This window comes from Bartonella taylorii 8TBB (assembly GCF_902825155.1).
In the GTDB taxonomy this organism is placed as follows: Bacteria; Pseudomonadota; Alphaproteobacteria; order Rhizobiales; family Rhizobiaceae; genus Bartonella; species Bartonella taylorii_A.
The window spans coordinates 21,285-43,585 of sequence record NZ_CADEAG010000008.1; the positions used below are offsets into that span (position 1 = coordinate 21,285).

The window sequence follows — 22,301 nt, forward strand, 5'->3', positions numbered from 1 at the left end:
GAAGTTCAAGCAGCATTACCGCGCAATGCGGAATGCTTTATAGAATCCGTATTGGCATGTTTTGCTGCTTTAAAAATGCGACGGCGACTTTTGGGGTAGCGGTCACTAAACACTTGCTCTACGGGCAAACCGATAAAATCGGCAATGGCGCGTTCGGCTTTCTCGTTAGACCGTGTCCAGATATGTTGAACACTGGATGACGAGAGTTGATAAGCTTTCGCGAGCTCCGCCAAGGTCATATTACGGCGGCGTAGCTCAGCTAAAATACTATGGCGATCCCATTTTTGTGTGGTTGTCATAACTTCGCTCCTGCTTCAAACGGATGCTCCCACATCCGTTTTTTGTGGGGTTAATTGTAAAATATCTGCCCTCTATATCGGGCGGTAATTAGATGTATAATGCCAAATTCGGCTTTTGTAAATACCGAAAATGGATTTGGAGTGATTTTTTTGGCACGTCCTGAAAAAGAACCACAAACAGAACTCGCAAAACGATTGCGTGAAATACGGCATACCCTTGGTTTCACAGAGCGTAAGCAATTTGCTAAACATTTTGAAATCCCCGAAACGACTATGCGCAATTATGAAACGGGTTTGCAAGAACCCCCTGCATCTATAATGCGAATATATAAAGATCGCTGTGGAATATCCTTAGATTGGCTCGTTACCGGTGAAGGTGAAATGTTTAGTAACATGGCAAAAGCGAAAGAAGCAGGTTTTAAAGCGCCTACCATTCCTACTGGACTCATGAAAAAGCTTGGTCGCATAGCTTATACAACCTATCGCGATGCAAATATAAAACTCCCCCCTGAAGATATAGCGGAACTCGCGGCGGAACTTTATAAAAAACTGCAAGAGCTTGTTCAAGACATCAACGACATGGAAGAAATAGAGCTTACTTTGCCTCTTCTAAAATTGCATTTAAAGCGTCAAATAGAGGCTGAAAAAGAACACTCCAAAGCTGCACAAAATTCGGCTTAATGCTACTCTAAAATGAATGGGGGAATCTCTTTTTAAAATCCTGTAATTTAAAACAAATCTCAATATAAATAAGGAGCACTTTTGGCACGCCCTGAAAAAGAACCCAAAACAGAACAGGCAAAGCGGTTACGTTTGATACGAGAAAGCTTAGAGCTTAATCGAGATCAGATAGCTACCCGTTTAGGTATTAATAAAGTAGTTTATAGCTACGCTGAAAGAGGGACCACCTTTCCCAATGTAGAATTTTTGACTGCTTTATCACAGCAATTAAATGTCAACTTAACTTGGCTCGTTACCGGTGAAGGTGAAATGTTTAGTGACATGGCAAAAGCGAAAGAAGCAGGTTTTAAAGCGCCTACCATTCCTACTGGACTCATGAAAAAGCTCGGTCGCGTGGCTTATACAACCTATCGCGATGCAAATATAAAAATCCCCCCTGAAGATATAGCGGAACTCGCGGCAGAACTTTATGGAAAACTGCAAGAGCTTGTTCAAGACATCAACGATAGCGAAGAAGTAGAGCTTACTTTGCCTCTTCTAAAACTGCATTTAAAGCGTCAAATAGAAGCTGAAAATGCACATCCAGAAACTACATAAGATACAGCTTAATAGCCCCTTTAATATGAAAAATCGATATGAAAATCTTTTTACATTAAAAAAATAATATAACTATTTGATTAATAAGTATATTTTGCCTATAAAAATAGATAATCATCAATAGGTGAAAATCTTTTTTGCTTTTTTGGTCATTTTTGGCTGATTTTGGAGTCAATTGAACTTTTGGATTGATTTTTTTAAAGGGGCTTCAAAGGCGGTTTTCTGGGCTTTCACAGACTTTTCAAAATTTTTCACAGGGTTTTCAAAGACCTTTCAAAGCCTTCTTTCATTTTCACCATGAAAACGCACTTTTTTCTGATTTTCACTCTTTTTTACAATTTTAGGTGTCAAAATCTATTTTGACAAAACGCGCATTTAATGGTAAAAATTGTACATAAAAACAACAAATTACCACGTATTCCTACCTAATCCCACCTAATCCCACTTAGTATAAAACCTAGTGTCAAACTACACTGAGAAAAAATTTTGGAAACTTAGCGTTTTCCTATTACCTTGAATTCATTTTTCACTGCTCGTAAAATTTTTGAAGTTTTATGCTCAATTTTATGGCATATTTTTGATGTTTCACATAATGTGGTATAAAAATGGTAGTGTTTTGTCTTTATTTTAACCCTAAATTGCCTTTATTTATAAAACCGTAGCCCATGCATTGATTGCGTATATTTTCCCTATTTTCTAGTTTTTGAACGATACTTCTACAATAGAAAAAGCCTCTCTAGACGCACCATGGCGTATACGTTTTAAGAAAGAAAGCCATGACAGTTTTATAAAAGATACAAACAACAGATCTTCGCTTTTTAAAATTCATGCACGAGTGATAGTGAGATACTATCATCCAAATTTGTGAGACAATAAACTTCTTCTCTAAAGTATTAGAGAAGAAAAAAATTGATGATTGGTTACAACTTACGGAAAATTTTATATCTTTTCCTATAATGCTGAGATCTTTAATGAAGAGGAGTTTTCCTATCTCTCCATTATGGGCTTTAACGTGAATGGTTTTCTCTTTTACATCTATAAGGTAATATCTCCATTGAAAAGCGCACCTGCTGTATAAACAGGAAGACGACCAAAAAACTTATCCTTTTTTGCGCGACAATAAGACTGATAATGCATGTGCCTCACAAAGATTGCTTTGGCATTATGAGAGGTGATAATTGGCTTAAACACTGACAAATCTTTAGCATTCCTTTTTCTAACAAAAAAGAACTCACTATCAATAGAAGCAGTAAAAGCATCATGAAAATTAATGATTGTCACTTTACCTCTCGTATCAGCAACCGCTAAATCTTTTTTAATCTAATCCAAAGACTTATTGATTTGCACCTCCATAGATTGTCCCATCAAACGAACCGTATAACTTGGATAATTGTCAAGCTGCACATAGTGAACATCCCCATAATCCCAAGAGTAACTCAAATTCCTCTTGATTACATGAATACTCCCACGCAAAACAGGAAGTAAACTTTCAGTAACCTCTACGTTGAAATGTGATACTTGACTGCGATATTTTTCGATTTCCGATATTATTCTTGAAATAGCACTGAGAGTACAGGCATCTTTGTAAAAATTGAATGCATAAGGATTTGTACAGTTACCAACATTATTAGCATAATCATGATTTTCTAATCCCTCACAGACAAGAGATCCAAGGTTTTTTAGACATTTTTATAATCGTCATAGTTCTTTTGTTGGCCAAACTCTGTCAAATCACCATTAACAATATGGAATGCAGCTTTGTGCGCTTTTATAACACCGGCAACCTGCTTATTTATCTTTAACCATAACTCCCTGTCCGATATTCCATTGAGATCACCAGAGTTTAAATGTCACGGTTGCGGATCAGTCATGATGATAGCAGTATAATTTTCTGCGAGAAACTTTTCTTTCATAAACCAATCCATGAATGCATCATGAAAAAGCCTCTCGGTTCCCTTCTAACTGTCCAGAATAAAGATTAAAACGACCAGAGAGAAAGCAAAAGCAATCACGGTGATTACCAATTCAACTTTATATCTCATAAACACATCACAAAAAACTATTCTGTTTATTGTATTATAATAAACCGCCCTCTTTTAAAGGCAGCCTTTTAGATTTTCGTGCCAAGAATGTGTCAAAAATTCAAAATAATGAAAGCTAATTATTTTTCAATGAAAGTGCACTTTGATGATATCAAAACACTGTTAGTTTCAAACTTTCAACTTGCAGCACCTTATTAGTTGAGCTTTAGGTAAGATTCTTTCAGATGCCATCGAAGCTGCCTATGAGAACGCAGGCTCTTATAAGAAACTGAAGAGTATTTGTATAGCACAAAATGTTCCAAACAGAAGAAAACATGAGAAACAAACGCATTGCGATGTGTAACCACCCAGCGCCTATAACAATCAAACACAAACACTCAAGAGTCTGATAACAAATCATTTATAAATAATCAAAAGTTCTGGCAGTAATATTTAAGTATTACTATCATACCTAACATTGACAAGACATAAGACTGTAAAAAACATCATAAAAAATATCGTCATTATTTTATATGAATAAAACATAAATAAAGCATAGTAAAATTATAATATCAAAATAATATTTTTATAAATAAATTTACATTTGCAAATAACAATTAATTGTAAATACATTATGTATTAAATATAAGTATTTACATAATTCAATTTTTAATTTTGACAACAAACCAAAAATAAACTATCAAAGCAAAGAAAATTATAAAAATTAAGAGCAATTATCCATTTTCACTTCTTCTTATAAAAGTTCGCGGGGAAATGAATATTTGGGGGCTTTCATAAGGAGAGTACTATGTATAGAAAATCCCTTTTATCATGCACGGCTACAGTAGCCATCATCCTGTTTAACATCCAATTCAGTGCACATGCTGGAAACCTTGAAGTTTCTCAAGGGCAACAGGAAGAAGTCAAAGACCAAACTTATGAAATTATTCATGCAAAAGACGGTGGTAAAATCACAGGCGACCATTTAAATGTGGTTGGAAATAAAGATACAAACCAAAGCGTAGACCCAAACCAAAATATATATGAAAGCGCTTTTTCTGTGACCGCCGAAGGCAATAACAGTGCAATTAAATTAAATAACACAACCATTCAAGGCACTGATTCTATCATTTCCTTAGGTATTATGGTAAAAGAAGGCGCTACACTTCAAATGACTGGAGGAATCATTACGGTTTCTGCAGGTGGTGCTGTCTTCGCTAACAGCAAAAGCACCCAAAATAAACTGGAAGATGTGACAATATCAAGTGGTAAAGATGATGCACCGCTAATCAATGCAATAATAGCCACCAACAGTACCGTCGCTTTGAAAGATGTAACCGTCAAGCAAGCAAGCAGTGCTATAATTGCAAATCATGATTCAAACATAACAGTCTCGGGAGGATCATTTGAAGCAGAACAAGCAACAATATTTGCTCGAAACAGCGGTACCGTCACTTTAACCAACAGTGCAAATATTACATCATCTGAGAACTCCGGACTTGTTGCACAAAACGGTGGCGCAATCAGTATGACGGGAGGAGCCGTCACAGGGAAAGATGGTGCATTGATTGCTGAGGAAGGTGGGCATATTAATGTCACAGATGTGATTCTAAAAACAACAGATAGCGATAAATCGTCTGCTGTATTTTCTGATGGCAAAGGCAGCATAGTTAAGCTTGACAAAACAACGATTAGTGATAGCACAATCGGCCTTGGGGCAAACGACGGTGGCGCAATCAACATGACTGGGGGGACCATTAAAACTTCTCTAGTCGGTGCTAGCTTCTTAAACAGTAACAGCAGTGAAAACAAGCTAAAAGATGTGAAGATATCGAATAGTAAAGACGATGCACTACTGAACTTTGGAATAAGAGCAGACAAAAGTACTGTCGCTTTAAAAAATGTAGAAGTGACTCAAGCAGTTGCCGGTATAGTTGCAGATAATAGTTCGAAAATAATAGTCTCTGGAGGATCATTTGATGCAAAAAATGCCACAATAATTTCTAATGGCAACAGTATCGTTACTTTAACCGACGCTACAAAGATTACATCATCTGAGGACTCCGGACTTGTTGCAAAAGACGGTGGCGCAATCAGCATGACGGGAGGAACCGTCACAGGGAAAGATGGTGCATTGGTTGTTGAAAATGGTGGGCATATTAATGTCACAGATGTGATTCTAAAAACAACAGATAACGATAAATCGTCTGCTGTGTTTTCTAATGATAAAGGCAGCATAGTTAAGCTTGCCAAAACAACGATTAGTGATAGCAGAATCGGGCTTTGGGCAAACGACGGTGGAGTGATCGAGATGACAGGGGGAACTATTACAACTTCTATAGTTGATGCTGGCTCCTCAAATAGTAAAGGCAATGCACCACGAAGCTTGGGGGCAATAGCAGACAAAAACAGTACTATCACTTTAAAAGATGTAACCATCACGCAATCAACCAGTGCCTTAGTTGCAAATGATCACTCGACAATAACAGCCTCAGGAGGATCATTTCATGCACAAAATACAACAATATCTGCTCAAAACGGCAGCACCATCACTTTAACCGACAATGCAAATATTACATCATCTGATAACATTGGCCTCTATGCAAACAGTTCAAACTCCACCATCAACATGACGGGAGGAGCCGTCACAGGGAAAGATGGTGCATTGGTTGTTGAAAATGGTGGGCATATTACTGTCACCAATGTGTCTCTAAAAACAACAGGTGGTGATATGTCATTCAGCGTAGTTTCTGATGGCATGGGCAGTGTAGTTGAATTGCTTGGAGAAACAATGATTAATGATAGTGACATCGGGCTTGCAACAAAAGACGGTGGCACGATCAAGATGACTGGGGGAACCATTAAAACTTCTCTAGTTGGCGCTGGCTTCTTAAACAGTAACAGCAGTGAAAATAATCTAGAAGGTGTGAAGATATCGAATAGTAAAGACGATGCGCTATTGAATTTTGGAATAAGAGCAGACAAAAGTACCGTCGCTTTAAAAAATGTAACCGTCACTCAAGCAACAAACGCCATAGTTACAGACAATAACTCTACAATAACAGTCTCTGGAGGATTATTTGCTGCAAAAGAGACGGGAGTATATGCTGCAAACGAAAGCACCATTACTATAAATAACAACGCTAAAGTCATATCATCTGATGGTCGTGGACTCCATGCAAATGGTCTAAAATCAAAAATTACAATGAGCGGAGGAGAAGTCACTGGAGAAAATGCATTATTTGCAGAAAAAGGCGGACAAATTGATGCCACAAATATTGCCCTAACAACAAATGGTAAGGGAACTGGTGCATTTGCAGTTGACTCTGGTAGCAGAGTTGAATTGCATGGACATACAACAATTAACAATACTGTGAGCGGTCTTGAAGCAAATAGTGGTGGGAAAATTACTAGCGAAGATTTAACGATAATCGGTGGTGAAGTAATTGATCAAAACTCCAAGGGAGCACGATCTGGTATATGGACATCGAGCGCTGGGAGTGAAATTCACTTAACAGGCAAAACAATCATTGAAAATGTTGATGAAGGTTTTTATGCAGACGGTGGAAGTAAAATTGTTAGCGGAGATTTAACAATAACCGGTAGTGAGTTCAAAGAAACCATTGGTATGGGAGCGTATGAACCTAACAGTTCAATTGAATTAAAGGGTAAAACAATCCTTCGAAACTTTGTTATTGGTCTTGCTGCAGCCAATAATGGCACAATTAAGATGATCAATGGTGCTATTGATACAATTGCAAACAAGATAGAAGCAAAAAAAGTTGCACTATTAGCAGAATTTAATGGACACATTGATCTTGCAAATGCCTCTGTAACAGCAAAAGAAGTGGCTGGTTTGCAACTCACATCTCTCTCTGAAGCTAATCCAGATGATCTACAAAAAAGTCAAGGCAATGAGATTAATCTGACCAATGTGGATGTTCACGTTGAAAATGGCACAGGAATTCTCGTTGGAGCTATTGTTGAAAAAGGCATCGAAAATAGTCCTGCTCCATCGATCGGTACAGTTAATCTTAAAAATTCAAAGATCCATGCTGATGTTTTATTGGATGACGGTATTTTGTGGAACAAAATTTGGGGGAAAGATGACAATTTATGGGATGATAAAGAAATTGAAGAAATATCCAACGGTACCTTCACATTAAACGCTGATCAGTCTACTTTAGAGGGCAGAGCAAAAATTGAGCAAGAAAGAAATGTACTCTTTGATCTAAAAAACAAGACAACATGGACCTTGAAGAACAGCAAAAACGAAAAAGATGATGAAGGTAATCTGCTTGATATCGCTCAAAGAGCTCGTTCTGATATTTCTGTGCTCAACCTCAATGACAGCACTATTTCTTTTAACCAACCAACAGAAGAGCATTATCACACATTGCATATAGGATCTGGAAAACCAGACACGCAAGCAGTCTACAACGCTTCTGGGGATGCAAAGATTTACTTCAACACTACGTGGAGTGATGGCGATGCCAGTGCTGATCAAAAAACCGATAGACTTCTGATCCATGGGAATGTCTCAGGCTCCACAACAGTTTATATCGCAAGCGATTTAGGGGATAAAAATAGTGTAGTAAATGCTTCTGCTCCTTCGAATACAGGGGGTCTTTCGCTCATCCAAGTTTCTGGAGAAGCAAAAGAGGATTCTTTCAAATTAGCCAAGGGCTATACCACGATAGGGGGAGAACCTTATAAATACACGCTGACGGGCTATGGACCAACATCAAGCCATGGTAACGCCGATATTGCGCAAAACCTCTTTGATGAAAAGAATGAAAATTTCTGGGATTTCCGCTTACACAAAGCATTTCTTGACACGGGTTCAGGCTCCGGTCTCGTACCTGCCCTCGTACCACAAACGGCAAGCTATTTGGTCATGCCAAATGCTCTCTTCACTACGGGTTTAACCGATATGGCTAAACAAAACGCACTTTTAGCCAATATAAGGACATCAGTCTTAGGAGGAGAAGAAAAGAAACAAACCGGTTTCTTCCTCTACACTTATGGAAGCACAGGGACCTTATCTTCTGAGCGTGGCCCTCTCAAATACGGTTATGGCGCTGATATTCGCTATGCTGCTCTTCAAGCCGGTGTTACATTGGCAGCAATTGAGCAACAAAATATAACCACACGTTTTGGTCTTGTAGGCACCTATGGGCAGATGTCTTTCACCCCAAAAGATATGCAAGACGCTGGGAAGAGCACGCTGGATAAGTGGTCTCTCACAGCCTATGGCAGCATACAGCATGACAACGGCTTCTACATCGATACACTGCTATCCTATGGGATAATAAAGGGAGATATCGGCAATGCCATCAGAGGAAATACCGCAAAATTGAAAAATGCCAACATATTGAGCATCTCCACCACCGTTGGCAAACAATTTGCAACTGGAATGGAAGGCTTAACCTTCGAACCACAAGCACAAATTGCTTATCAACATTTGATGTTTAACACCATTGAAGATGCTGATAATTTTACTGTTGATATGCACAATCCTTCTCAATGGTTGATCCGCGTTGGCGGACGTTTGACAAAAATGCTTTCCACCGAAAACAACCGTCCTATGTCTTTCTATGGAAAAGCAAACTTGATCAAAACGTTTGGTGATGATGGTACCATCCATATTGGCAGAGACTTTGACCTTGATCCTATGGGACCTGCAATTGAAGGCGGCGTTGGCATCAATGCGCAACTGTCTCGCAATCTTTCCCTTCATGGTGATGTGAGTTATCAACAAAAGCTTCAAAAAACTGGTATCTCTGGTGCAAGTTTTTCAGGCGGAATACGCTATCAGTTTTAAGACAAAACTGTAACAATAAGTGGATCGTTATCTCTACACTTTATCAAAAAGGCAGCACATTATGCTGCCTTTTTGATTTATAAACCCGAATTGCCTCATCACCCCCTCCCCCCCTTTATTTTCAATGTGGAAAAAAGGCGCACTCATAAATTACTACAGTTAAGAGTAAATCTTATGGCTGTTTCTATAGTATCGATTGATGAAAAGAAAGTTTCTTGTTTTCTCATAAGAGATTTTAACTAAATATCCTGTGCGAAATATTATTATAAGTAGATATAATTGAATAAATTATATGTTTTTATTTCTTATCCATAGCAGGATCTATTCTTTAATATGTGATTTTCACTCATTCATTTGTCATGAAACACTACATATGCGTAAACAAAAAAGTGAAAAATGATAAAAAATAGCATACCCTTCTCTCAACAGTTAAGCTGTTAAAAGAGTAGAAAGAATGGCATACAATAACATGATCAAACTTACCAGATTAAAAACAGCATAGAATAAATAATCTAGAAAATTAAAACTCTATGAACATAAATGCATATAACTTAAAAATAATTAATACATGAAATTTTATATATTATAATAAAACTATGAAATAAATTTCAACATTATTTTTATATAAATTTATAATAAAAATTGTCATTGTAAAATAATAATATTTAGAAAATCACTTTATATTAAATAAATAATTATTATAAATTAAAAAATTAAAATTTAAATATACTAATTTTATTTTTATAGTATAATTTAATTTTAAACTTTATATAAAAATTTAAGTACGATAAAATACTCTTGAATCATATTAATTAAACTTGAAGGATGACATGTAAGACTTATAAGTTCAGGTGATATTAGATGTATAAAAAAAACTCTCTTATCATACGCGGCTATAACAGCGACAATATTATTGAGTGCTCATTCCAATGCACACACCCGCTCCTTTTTTGCCAACAAAGGGGCAGATAAAATTGCTCCAACTGGAGAAAACTACGAAAATGTCTATGCGCTGGATGGTGGTAAAATTCATGGCAAAGACCTCACAATCAGTGGACTTCCAGCACAAGAAAGATCAACAATAAAAGTCATAAGTGGTGTAGAAGCTAATCAATCCGGTAGCGTCATTGAGTTAGAAGGAAACACAACGATAAAAAACGTTGCAACCGGTTTGTGGGCGCATGAAAGTGGTAGGATTAAGATGACTGGCGGTTCCATTCGTCCAAAAAAGGTGAACATACGGATACCGATCGGTGTAGAAGCCGAAACGAATGGTAGCATTGAATTAAAAAATGTAGCGATTGAAGTAAGCAATCAAGACCAAAATACAAAGGCAACCGATAAAACTGAGATAATAGAGGGGGTTGGAACGAGTATAAAAAGCGGAGGAACATTGAGTATGTTCGCTAGCTCCATTAAAGCTAACCACCTAGGTGTCGCTTTTGAAGAGAGCCATAATGATAAAAACGCGTTAGAAAATGTTAAAATTGATATCATTGGTCCTCTTATTGCCTTCAAAGAGAACATAGGGATAAGTGCTATCAAAAAAAGCAAAGTTTCTTTAAAAAATATAACAATTACGCATGCAAGAACCGGCATACATGCAAATGATAACTCTCAAATAACAATATCTGGCGGCTCAATCCAAGGAGACAATATGGGCGTCTATGCCGAAAAAGAAAGTAAAATAACCTTAGAGAATAATATTGAAATCTTATCCAATGACCACGGACTCTCAGCCAATGGTTTACAGTCGCAAATCACCATGAAAGGAGGAACGCTTACCACCGCTGGTGCTCAACCTGCAGTCCTAGCTAATTCTGGCGGGCAGATTTATCTTACAGACGTCGTTGTACATACCAATGATGATGGAACACTGACACAAAAGCCACAAGAAGAAGATGAGATATTAATGACGCAAGGACTACAAGCACAATATGCGCAATCGAAAGTCATCATGATAAGAGGATCGATGACCACAACTGGCTTACAACCTGCTGTTTTAGCTGGTTCTGGAGGACAAGTCGATCTTATCGATGTTTCTATGAACGCACGCAATGTTGGATTACAAGCGCAAAATGAGCAATCAAAAGTCACAATGAAGAGAGGAACAATTACAACGTCGGGAGAAACATTGTCTATAACCAGAATAAATCCTGCTGTTTTAGCAAGTTCTGGCGGAAAAATTGATCTTATCGATGTTTCTATAGAAACCAATGATATAGGTCTACAAGCACAAAATGAACAGTCAAAAATCACCATGAAAGGAGGGACACTTACCACGACGGGGTGGCGATCTGTTATTTTTGCAACATGTGGTGGACAAATTGAGCTAGTAGATGCTCATATACATACCGATAGCAATGGACTCACAGTACGAGGAAACCAATCAAAAATCATACTCAAAGATTCAGAAATCCGTGCCAACACTTTATTAATAGGCCGCCCAAATCAAGGTGTTTCTGGCGAATCCAGCGTAATCGCAGACCACTCTATTTTAGAAGGAAGTGCAAAAGATTCAGAGAGAAACCCTACCCAAACAGTCTTGAGTTTGATCAATGGCACAACATGGTATTTAAAGGCCAGTACAAACAACAATAACAGCCAACCATTTGATCTGACAAAGAAATTACATTCCACGGTTTTTATGCTTAATCTCAACGATAGTAACATTGTTTTTAAGAAACCAACGCAAGACCAATATCAAACATTACATATAGGGACTAAGACACCTGACACCATAAATAACACCATAACAAACAAAACAGTCTACACTGCAACAGGCAATGCAAAGATTTATTTTAATACTGAATGGAGTGATGGTGTACCAACAGAACAACAAAAATCTGATAGACTTCTTATTCATGGCAATGTGTCAGGTACTACAACAATTTATATCAACAATCTTTCGAAAAATGAAAGCAAAAAAGCAAAAAAATCTGTTCCCTTTAATAGGCGCGGTCTCTCACTCGTTCAAGTTTCTGGAAAAGCAGAAGAAACCTCTTTCAAACTTGCAAATGGCTATACTACAATAGATGGTTTACCTTATAAATATGTATTGAACGCTTACGGCCCCACATCAAGCAATGGAAAGGCTGATGTTAACCAAAACCTCTTGGGAAAAGATGAGAGTTTTTGGGATTTCCGTCTGCAAAATATCCACCTTGATCCTGAGAAAAAACCAGAGCACTTGCGCCACAAGTAGCAAACTATTTGGTGATGCCTAATGCTATATTCTCCGCTGGATACGCTGATGTGAACGATCAAAATACACTATTTAAAAATACACAAATAAGAGTGTTTGATCCTGAAACGCGCAAAAAGAAAGGAATCTTCTTATCCTCCTATGGTAACAAGGTCACATTATCTTCCAGCCGTAGCCCACTACAATATGGCTATGGCGCTGATGTAAATTATGCTGCCTTACAAGCAGGTGTTATATTAGCAGTGTTAGAAGACAAAAGCCTCACTACAGAGTTTGGTCTTTTGGGCACATATGGGAAACTAGCTTTTACTCCAAAAGATATGGAAGGCTCTGACAAGAGTACACTGGATAAATGGTCACTCACTGCATATGGTAGCGTTCATCATAACAATGGCATATATGTCAATACATTCTTCTCCTATGGAGCTCTGAAGGGAAATATCACCACAAACCCCAGAGGAAATACTGCAAAATTGGATGATACGAATACATTGAGTGTATCGGCCATCATCGGAAAAAAGCTCATAACCAGCGCTAAAGGATTAGTCTTGGAACCACAAGCACAGCTCATCTATCAACGTCTCATGCTTGGCACCCTCTCAGATGTTGATGGCTTTGACGTGAATATAGGAACCCCTCACCAATGGTTAGTTCGTGTTGGAGGTCGTTTAACACAAGATATCTCTAAAACCAAAGAAGGAAGCGCTGTTTCCCTCTACGGTAAACTGAACGTCATTAGAGCTTTTGGTGATCAGGGGACAATACGGATTGGTGATACATTCCACCTCGATCCCATGGGAGATGCAGTTGAAGGTGGACTTGGTGTGAATGCACAATTGTCTCAAAATATCGTGCTTCATGCTGATGTTAATTATCAACAAAAACTCCAAAAAGCCGGTGTATCTGGGATATATCTTTCTGGTGGAATGCGCTATCGCTTCTAAAATAAAGCAAATAAAAGTGCACTATACACTTTAATATAAAGAAAGGTATATTGCACTTTTTTCGATTTATAAAAATTGGAATTATTTTATTATAGTCTCTCTTTTTCTTTAAGAAAGAAAAAATATAAGATATTTCGATTTTTTCATTTTATGTCTAAAATATAGAATACGTAATGCATATTTCCGCTCTTCTTTCTTGCGCAAAAGAATTAACTGAAAGCTTTTGGAGAGTATGGAGATATCTTTTTCCTTAACTGTATAAAACTTTCGTGACAACAAACTTTAGTTGATGAAGCATATTCCAAATACCCTGTTTCACAGGATTTTTGGGGTATAAACTTACTAAAGTAAGTTTTCTAGGACTTCATTTTCACTGATTTTACGAACCCTTTTAAAAAGTTTCCTGAGGCAATTTTCTCGTTTTAAAGAGTATTGCCTCAATAATTCGTTTTGTTCTTTACAATAAAAAATATAATGATATAAACCCGCCACGGTACTTGCGCCATCAGGGGAATGAAGTAAGCATCAAAGGCATACCAATAATAAAGGCATATCTATGTGTAAGAAATCTATTTATAAGAAAAGTTTTTTGTTATGTACAATTGCTGGAACTTTGATTTTCTCTCATTTCCGTCCAACCTATGCAGATAAATCACCTACTGAAATGATTATGCTTCGTGCGGATAAGAGAGGAGAAGAAAAGACCTTTAGTAATGTTTTTGTCCGCAGTGGATTTTCTACAGCGGTTGCTGATGATGAAGCCTCTATTATTATTAAAAACTCGACACTGCGCTCAGATTCGGCTTTACTTTCTGCATGGACAAGTGGACGCATTTATGCCAAAGAAATTATCGGAAAAGCTGGCATCCGCGGTTTAGAAATTGCAAATGGTGCAATCCATGTTGAAGATTCCATCATAACCGTCTCTGAGCAACATAAAAGCTATGGTATCTTTTTTAGTCACATCATAAGTTCCAATCTCAAAGAGGGTGAAGAAGTTATCAATAAGGCAACTCTTATCAATACAAAGCTTCTTGTGAGAGATGGTATCGGTATTGTAGGCCCGTATTACTCAGGTGCCGTTGCTGAAGTTCACCTTAAAAATTCAGAGCTTCGTGCCGATATGTTATTAAAAAATAAAACCGAGACGGAGGATGCTAAGCCTGGTACTCTTAACTTAACTGCCGATAATTCAATTATAGAAGGAAGAGTAAAAGCTTTTCCCGAAAATACAACGGCTTTTACTCTGAAAAATAACAGCAAATGGTACTTAAAGATTAGTAAATTTGAAATAGACAAGAAGGGCGAAGCTGAATTATATTATGTGGAGAAGCTCCCCGACACTAATCAAAAAGCGCTTTCTGTTGTTTCAGCACTGAATCTTAATGATAGCTCTATCGTGTTTAATGCCCCACATGCTCTGGTAAAGGGTCAGTATCAAACCCTCTATGTAGGACGAGCAACCGATGCGTCTGAACCAGAACAAAATAGGCTTTTCGATGTGGCAGCAGTCTACAATGTGACAGGTGATGCAAAGATTTATTTTAATACTGAATGGAGTGATGGTCTGGCCAAAGAGCAACAAAAGACGGACCGTCTCCTTGTTCATGGGAACGTATCAGGCACCACAACAATCCATTTCAATAATCTTTCAAACAATGAGAAAGTAAAAGCTTTGGGTGAAGATTCCGTTCCCTCCAACATGCGTGGTCTCTCGCTCGTTCAAGTATCTGGAAAAGCAGAAGAGTCTGCTTTCAAGCTCGCAAATGGCTACATCACAATGAATGGGTTGCCCTATAAGTATACGCTGAATGCCTATGGACCAACATCAAGCCGTGGAAAAGCCAGTGCACAGCAAAACCTGTTGAGAGAAGGTGAGAATTTCTGGGATTTCCGTTTGCAAAGTGCTACTCTCGATGGTGAAGAAAAGATCAAAGCTCTCGTGCCTCAAGTGGGGAGTTATTTGGTAATGTCTCAAGCTTTATTCTCCGCTGGACTTTCTGACGTCAATAATCAAAATACTTTGCTAGACACGATGCAAACAAAAGCCCTTGAAACAAAGGATAATAAAAACAAAGGGATCTTTGTATCTACCTATGGTAACAAGGTCACATTATCTTCCAGCCGTAGCCCACTACAATATGGCTATAGCGCTGATGTAAATTATGCTGCCTTACAAGCAGGTGTTATATTAGCAGTGCTAGAAGACAAAAGCCTCACTACAGAGTTTGGTCTTTTGGGCACATACGGGAAACTAGCTTTTACTCCAAAAGATATGGAAGACTCTGACAAGAGTACACTGGATAAATGGTCACTCACTGCATATGGTAGCGTTCATCATAACAATGGCATATATGTCAATACATTCTTCTCCTATGGAGCTCTGAAGGGAAATATCACCACAAACCCCAGAGGAAATACTGCAAAATTGGATGATACGAATACATTGAGTGTATCGGCCATCATCGGAAAAAAGCTCATAACCAGCGCTAAAGGATTAGTCTTGGAACCACAAGCACAGCTCATCTATCAACGTCTCATGCTTGGCACCCTCTCAGATGTTGATGGCTTTGACGTGAATATAGGAACCCCTCACCAATGGTTAGTTCGTGTTGGAGGTCGTTTAACACAAGATATCTCTAAAACCAAAGAAGGAAGCGCTGTTTCCCTCTACGGTAAACTGAACGTCATTAGAGCTTTTGGTGATCAGGGGACAATACGGATTGGTGATACATTCCACCTCGATCCCATGGGAGATGCAGTTGAAGGTGGACTTGGTGTGAATGCACAATTGTCTCAAAATATCGTGCTTCATGCTGATGTTAATTATCAACAAAAACTCCAAAAAGCCGGTGTATCTGGGATATATCTTTCTGGTGGAATGCGCTATCGCTTCTAAAAATCTTTTATTCACATCTTGAAATATAATCAGCACCATATATGTTTCTTTTGTGGTTTACAAAAGAAACATAATGGTCTAAATAGTTTTTATTTTTATTAGAGAGAGGGGGGAGCAAATATTTAGGGATATATCTACATGAATAAACGCTTCTTACTATGCACAGTTTCTGGAATTCTGTTTTGCTCTTATTCCAGTTGGTCTTATGCCTCTCCAGAAGTAGCTGCTGTAGTGCCAAATGTTCCGTCTGCACAACCTACACACGGTGCCACAGAGGTTAAGCTTACGAATCTCCCAGAAAAAGCGCCTGAGAGCTCGGCATCTAAAACAGAAGGAAACGGTAACTCTAGAAAACCTTCAGCTCCTGACGCTTCTTCTCCAGCTCCTACCACACAAGATATCCCTCCTAGACTTTCTGAATCCCCACAGTCAGCGCCTGTACAACCAGCACTAAATGTATTACAAACGCTTTTAAGGCCTAGTTCTGCAGAATCCGCAGATAAAGGACTATCACTGGAACAGCTAGGGCCTATACAACCTGTAAAATCAATACGAGTTGAGGAAGAGCAACCTACAATTGAGTCTGAGAAAGGGAGTACTGTAACGCGGCATGATATTAGAATGCACAACAAAGTTGTTATCGCAAATGCACAAAATAAAAATTCGATAGTTAAATTGATTAGAGGAACAGCTTCATCAGATTTTATAGGATTGGCTGTGGCAGAGAATGGAAGTATTGAGGCAACAAATGTTACTGTGGCGGCGTCAATAGCTGGTTTGACGATCAAAAATGGTACAGTTCGCCTGAAAGATTCAACTGTAATTGTTACCAGTGATGCTTTAGCTCATGGTATTGTTGTTAGAGATGCATACGATACTTCAAGTACTGAAGGAGGAGATGATCCTGCTTCTCCGGAAGTTAATTCCAGTAATATAATGCTAGAAAATACAAAACTCCTCGTTGAACATGGCGTAGGTATTGATGTTTACAGATCACATCCAAATACACGCGTTAGCCTTAGAAATTCAGAAGTCCGTGCTGATGTTTTATTGAAAAGTACAAAAGAAGAAGATGCTCCCGCAAACACCTTTATGTTAACGGCAGATCATTCTTTTTTGGAAGGGCGAGTAAGAACATTAGAAGGAAACAGAACAGTTTTTGATCTAAGGAATGGTACAAAATGGTTTTTAAAGGCGAATAAGAATATTTTGAATAATGATATAGATTCGCCTGTCTATGAGCAGCTTGGTGTGGATCAAAAATCATATTCTAATCTTTCTACATTAAAACTCGCAAACAGCATGGTTGTGTTTGATAAGCCAGCGGCGGGGCATTACCAAACTTTGTTTATAGGATCTGACCTACAACAAGAAAACAGAACTCCCGATGCACCAGCGGTTTATAGTGCAACAGGGACTACAGAGATTCATTTAAACTCTAAATGGAGCAGTCATTCTCCAGTAACTGAGCAAGAAACCGATCGCCTTGTGATCAATGGTGACGTATTAGGAAGTACGGTAGTCCACATCAATCTTCTAAAAAAGAATAAAAAAATAACCGATAGCGATTCTGTTTGGGAAGAACGCATGGCTTCACTTCCTTTAGAAACCCATGGAATTTCAGTCATTCAAGTTTCTGGGAAAGCGGACAAGAATTCCTTCAAGTTAGCGGGAAACTATATGACGATGGGGGGATTACCTTATAAATACGTACTGACTGCCTATGCACCGGGTACATCTCATGCTAACCAGAATCTTTTTGGTAAGAATAGCCGTGATTTCTGGGATTTCCGTCTGCAAAATGCCTACATTGACAAAGATAGAAAAATTAGAGCACTTTTACCACAGGTAGCAAACTATTTGGTCATGCCCAATTCTCTGTTCTCTACCGGATACGCTGATGTGAGCAATCAAAACGTACTGCTAGACAATATACAAGCAACAATGTTTGGAACAGAGAATAATAAAAAGAAAGGCATCTTCTTGTCATCCTATGGCGAGAGAGTTACCCTGTCTTCCAATCGTGACCCACTGGGTTATGGCTACGGTGCTGATGTGAACTATAATGCTTTACAAATAGGTGTTGTGTTAGGTGCATTGGAAGGTAAAGATATCAATACATATTTCGGGATTTTAGGCACATACGGAAAACTCGCTTTTACTCCAAAGGGTATGGAAGATTCTGAAAAGACAACGTTCGATAAATGGTCATTTACAATCTATAATGGTATTCAGCATAGCAGTGGTATATATATAAATACACTTCTCTCCTATGGTACTCTGAAAGGTGATATTACCACAGCTCTCATTGGTAATGTCGCAAAATTAGATGGTACTGGAGCATTAAGTGTATCTGCTACTGTTGGTAAAAAATTAGCAACTGCTACAAAGGGGCTAACGTTTGAGCCACAAGCACAATTCATTTATCAGAATCTCATGTTTGATGTTATTTCGGATGCCAACAATCTTGAAGTTGATATGGGCAATTCGCGTCAATGGTTGATACGGATGGGTGGGCGTTTAACACAAACTCTCAATACCGTAAAAGAAGGCAATGCTCTTTCCTTCTACGGTAAACTGAACGTCATTAGAGCTTTTGGTGATGATGGAACGATAAAAATTGCCGATACATTTTATCTTGATTCTACCGGAGCTTCAATTGAAGGGGGCGTTGGTGTTAATGCCTACCTCTCTCGAAATATCGCACTCCACGGCGATATTAGCTATAGGCAGAAACTTCAAAAAGCTGGTGTATCTGGAACCAGTTTTTCTGGTGGAATACGTTACCATTTTTAAGAAAAGAACCAATGTTCATTTTAACAAAAGGCAGTACATGCTGCCTTTTGTTAATGGGGTCTGCTATTTCTCAAAAAAAGTCTTATAAAAGATCATCTGATATCAGGGCAAAAATACTTTCCAATCAACGAAATAGAAATACACACACCTCCCTCTCTCAAAAATCATCCACTTTTATAGTAAAGAGCGGATTTTTTTGTGAGGAGCATTAAAATTTCATAAATTATCAAGCCAAATATTAAAGACTCGAAACAGATTAAAAAGCGCATAGCCGCTAGATAAATCCATACGTTACGCAAATTATTTTATCACTTAACTGGATCACCAATTCCATCTGCTTCTTTTGTACGAGCAGTTATCTGCATAACTTGCGAAAGATCATTGACTGCATCTAAATGTATTTGAAGCAATTCGCTATTACGATGTAATTTTTCTTGTAAATCCGATAACAAACTCTCAACCTCATTTTCAATATCTTCATTCATATAGCGTTTCATATCACTTATAGATTTATTCAGGTCACGTAAGCCACGTATTTTACATAAATTTATTTCTTCATAATCTGGAACACCACTGCTTTCTAGCATATTGCTTTCATAATCGACCACTTGTGCCAACCCTTTAACAGCTGCAACAAACTTTGTCATTGCCCAATCACGATCAATAAGAGTGTTATCAAAGACTTTTGCTTTTGATGCAAAACTATCATCACCATATTGTATTACAGACATTTTTACTTCCCCTTCAACAGTATTGTTCAATCTTGCTCTCAAATAAGGGAGATTAAACAGCTTCCCTTCAATGCCGGTACACTCAATTGAATTTATTATGTGAATATTACTCCAATAACAGCACAATAATCCTCAAAGCGTATACCTGTTCGACTTTCAACGCATCAAATGAAACATCTTTCTTTTGCTTTGCTCCCAAACTCCCAATTGGCGCGATACCAATTTTCTAAAACGCTACAAATCCTCAAAACTCTACCAGTAGATATCAGAAACCTTCAAATTTATTCTGCCTATCTTGGAAAAAATGACAACGCACTGACACCAACCATATGCCACCAAAAATTTAGTGCATATAAAGAGTTAAACTCTTTAAAGATTTCAGCATTTCAATCTCCTCAGCCTTCAGCTTCACTACACACCTGACATTCTGTATGCCTTTTGGCACTTCGCAGAATCAGCTTGCATCCATTCAGAAAGATCCACCCTTTTTACTTGCTCTACTACTCACACGCACAGCATCTTACACACACAACAAAAGAACTTTCTGAACATAGCCACGCGACAATATCAAAAAGATAACTCAGAATAATCAATGATTGCCTTTTTTTAATTATCATTCGCTTTTCTTTGCAACGAACGACTATATAGGATTTTAGAAACCCTTTCAAGAGTTCATAAAAAAACGCACAGCCCCAATAATCTTCTCGCAGATTATTCTACTCCACAATGTACAGTTCTCTATTAATATCGCTTCTGTATGCCCACTCTATACGTAAAAGAAAAAATCACAGGAACAGTAATTTACTCTGTAAAAACAAAGCTTCTACTGCGAACCCTCTATTCCCAACACTCAGGATGAGGCTATACTGTTGCTCTTCTCCTTTAATAACCATATTGGATACTTTTTCATAAAGCAGTTTTAGCGAATTTTGTTATGGTATAAAATTAAACAGATAATTTGTATAAAAAGAGTTTTTTGCCATACAATACCTGTACAAAAAATAAAGAAATATAACAAATCTTCACTTTTTTCATGCTGCATAAGGCTAAAATGCCTCTTATCCTCACAATCTCTCATCCTTATAAAAAAGGATTTTAAGCTTGCCGCATACATTGTATCAGCATATATTATGGACTATAGTATACTGTTATTCATAAAATTGATACTACAAAGAACAAAAAGAGGTTCTTATGTCTGACACAATAAAAACCGCTATGCTTTATTCAACATTGATTGTCACCATCAATGCTTTTGTCATTGTTTTAGCTCTCGTAATAGAAACGCATTAGCAATGCTCTCTTAGCTTTTTCAGGATCTGTGCAAACGAACGCCCTAGAATCTCATAAAATCCCCAAACTCTCATAAAATCAAAGAAAGATTTTAAGGCAGAGATAAATCACAGGCAAATTTCAACCGTCACTTACAACTATTTTCGTGTTAATCTTTGATTTTTTTTATATATATATTTTTAACAATCAAGCTTAATATTTTCATTCTACCTTAAAACATAATATTCCTCAGAATGACTTTTTCATTTTTTCCCTATTAAAAAACAGAAAACAACAACCCCTAAAACTCATTGGCTTTTGGTGAGATAGAGAAATGTAGTACAGCTTGTGCTCATATTATTTCAGACGCAAAACTATTGTCTTTCATAAGAACTGCCTCTTGCATCTAAAAAAGAGAAAACCTCCAAAAAGAATAGGAGGTTTCTCATTTTCTGAAATCTATGTATTTGATGTGCAAGAAAAAATGCACTCTTTCTTGTTCTTGAAAAAAAGCTATTATAAATATTTTTATATTTAATTATTGTCTTGTTACTTCTCAGTTTCATCCCTCTTTTTGGTATTTTCACGAAGTTCCTTTGCAAGGTTTCTATAATGCTCTTGATAAAGTTCCATATCGGCTTGTACAAAATTTTGACAATTTTTGGATGTCTCTAGAGAAGATGGCCCCATCTTCTCGCATTTATCTTTCACCTCCGCGAGCAATTTTTTATCTTTCTTCAATTCTTCCACGCTATAGGTTTTTTCGCAACCAGCAACGACAAGTCCAATATAAAGAAGCAATGCTGTTATAATAAATTTATTCATGATTAAATTCCCCTTCTGTCCTTCAATTTAATAATAACCCTTGTTTTTCACGTGATCTTTGTATCGCGCTTAAAACACTTTATTTTGATGAATATTTACAGCATCAACACAAACATGTTGAAGCATGATAGTAACTTGCGTTTGTAACATTACCCGCACAGCTGCTCATTGTGTTTGAAGGTTTTGAAATTCAGCAACACTTTTGCATTT

Annotated in this window: 8 protein-coding genes and 2 pseudogenes; 6 read left to right on the forward strand and 4 right to left on the reverse strand. The window is 37.6% G+C overall.

Annotated elements, in window-relative coordinates:
• Positions 1-5: 5 nt before the first annotated feature.
• Positions 6-299, reverse strand: coding sequence for a helix-turn-helix domain-containing protein (locus J7R13_RS06845; protein ID WP_208432535.1), 294 nt, complete (start codon positions 297-299; stop codon positions 6-8).
• 150 nt (positions 300-449) lie between these two features.
• Here J7R13_RS06845 and J7R13_RS06850 point away from each other — a divergent pair, with 150 nt between their 5' ends.
• On the forward strand, positions 450-980 hold the full coding sequence (locus J7R13_RS06850) for a helix-turn-helix domain-containing protein (RefSeq protein WP_208438077.1): 531 nt from the start codon (positions 450-452) through the stop codon (positions 978-980).
• 81 nt (positions 981-1,061) lie between these two features.
• Entirely contained in the window at positions 1,062-1,577 is a 516-nt protein-coding gene (locus J7R13_RS06855) for a helix-turn-helix domain-containing protein (protein ID WP_208438030.1), read from the forward strand.
• Between the two features lie 916 nt (positions 1,578-2,493).
• On the opposite strand, the pseudogene J7R13_RS06860 reads toward J7R13_RS06855, so the two are convergent.
• Positions 2,494-3,619, reverse strand: a pseudogene (locus J7R13_RS06860) (hypothetical protein); the annotation flags it as partial.
• Between the two features lie 2,608 nt (positions 3,620-6,227).
• Here J7R13_RS06860 and J7R13_RS09935 point away from each other — a divergent pair.
• The 4 genes and pseudogenes from J7R13_RS09935 to J7R13_RS06880 all read left to right on the forward strand — a co-directional run bounded on the left by J7R13_RS09935 (position 6,228) and on the right by J7R13_RS06880 (position 19,266).
• Complete coding sequence (locus J7R13_RS09935) at positions 6,228-9,422, forward strand: autotransporter outer membrane beta-barrel domain-containing protein (RefSeq protein ID WP_425523232.1); 3,195 nt, start codon at positions 6,228-6,230, stop codon at positions 9,420-9,422.
• A 1,912-nt stretch (positions 9,423-11,334) separates the two neighbouring features.
• Positions 11,335-13,571 (forward strand): annotated as a pseudogene (locus J7R13_RS06870) (autotransporter outer membrane beta-barrel domain-containing protein).
• 556 nt (positions 13,572-14,127) lie between these two features.
• Positions 14,128-16,470, forward strand: coding sequence for an autotransporter family protein (locus tag J7R13_RS06875; RefSeq protein ID WP_208438032.1), 2,343 nt, complete (start codon positions 14,128-14,130; stop codon positions 16,468-16,470).
• Positions 16,471-16,608: 138 nt separating this feature from the next.
• A complete protein-coding gene (locus J7R13_RS06880) occupies positions 16,609-19,266 on the forward strand; it encodes an autotransporter outer membrane beta-barrel domain-containing protein (protein WP_208438033.1) in 2,658 nt (885 codons plus the stop codon).
• 308 nt (positions 19,267-19,574) lie between these two features.
• Here the strand turns inward: J7R13_RS06880 and J7R13_RS06885 are convergent, their stop codons facing one another.
• Entirely contained in the window at positions 19,575-19,997 is a 423-nt protein-coding gene (locus J7R13_RS06885) for a flagellar protein FlgN (protein ID WP_208438034.1), read from the reverse strand.
• Positions 19,998-21,815: 1,818 nt separating this feature from the next.
• Positions 21,816-22,091: an EexN family lipoprotein gene (locus J7R13_RS06890; RefSeq protein ID WP_208434427.1), complete on the reverse strand. Its 276-nt coding sequence runs from the start codon at positions 22,089-22,091 to the stop codon at positions 21,816-21,818.
• Between the last annotated feature and the right edge of the window lie 210 nt (positions 22,092-22,301).

Coding starts and splice junctions, on each gene's coding strand:
- J7R13_RS06845 (WP_208432535.1), bottom strand. CDS start 299: ATGACAACCACACAAAAATGGGATCGCCATAGTATTTTAGCTGAGCTA.
- J7R13_RS09935 (WP_425523232.1), top strand. CDS start 6,228: ATGACGGGAGGAGCCGTCACAGGGAAAGATGGTGCATTGGTTGTTGAA.
- J7R13_RS06875 (WP_208438032.1), top strand. CDS start 14,128: ATGTGTAAGAAATCTATTTATAAGAAAAGTTTTTTGTTATGTACAATT.
- J7R13_RS06880 (WP_208438033.1), top strand. CDS start 16,609: ATGAATAAACGCTTCTTACTATGCACAGTTTCTGGAATTCTGTTTTGC.
- J7R13_RS06885 (WP_208438034.1), bottom strand. CDS start 19,997: ATGTCTGTAATACAATATGGTGATGATAGTTTTGCATCAAAAGCAAAA.
- J7R13_RS06890 (WP_208434427.1), bottom strand. CDS start 22,091: ATGAATAAATTTATTATAACAGCATTGCTTCTTTATATTGGACTTGTC.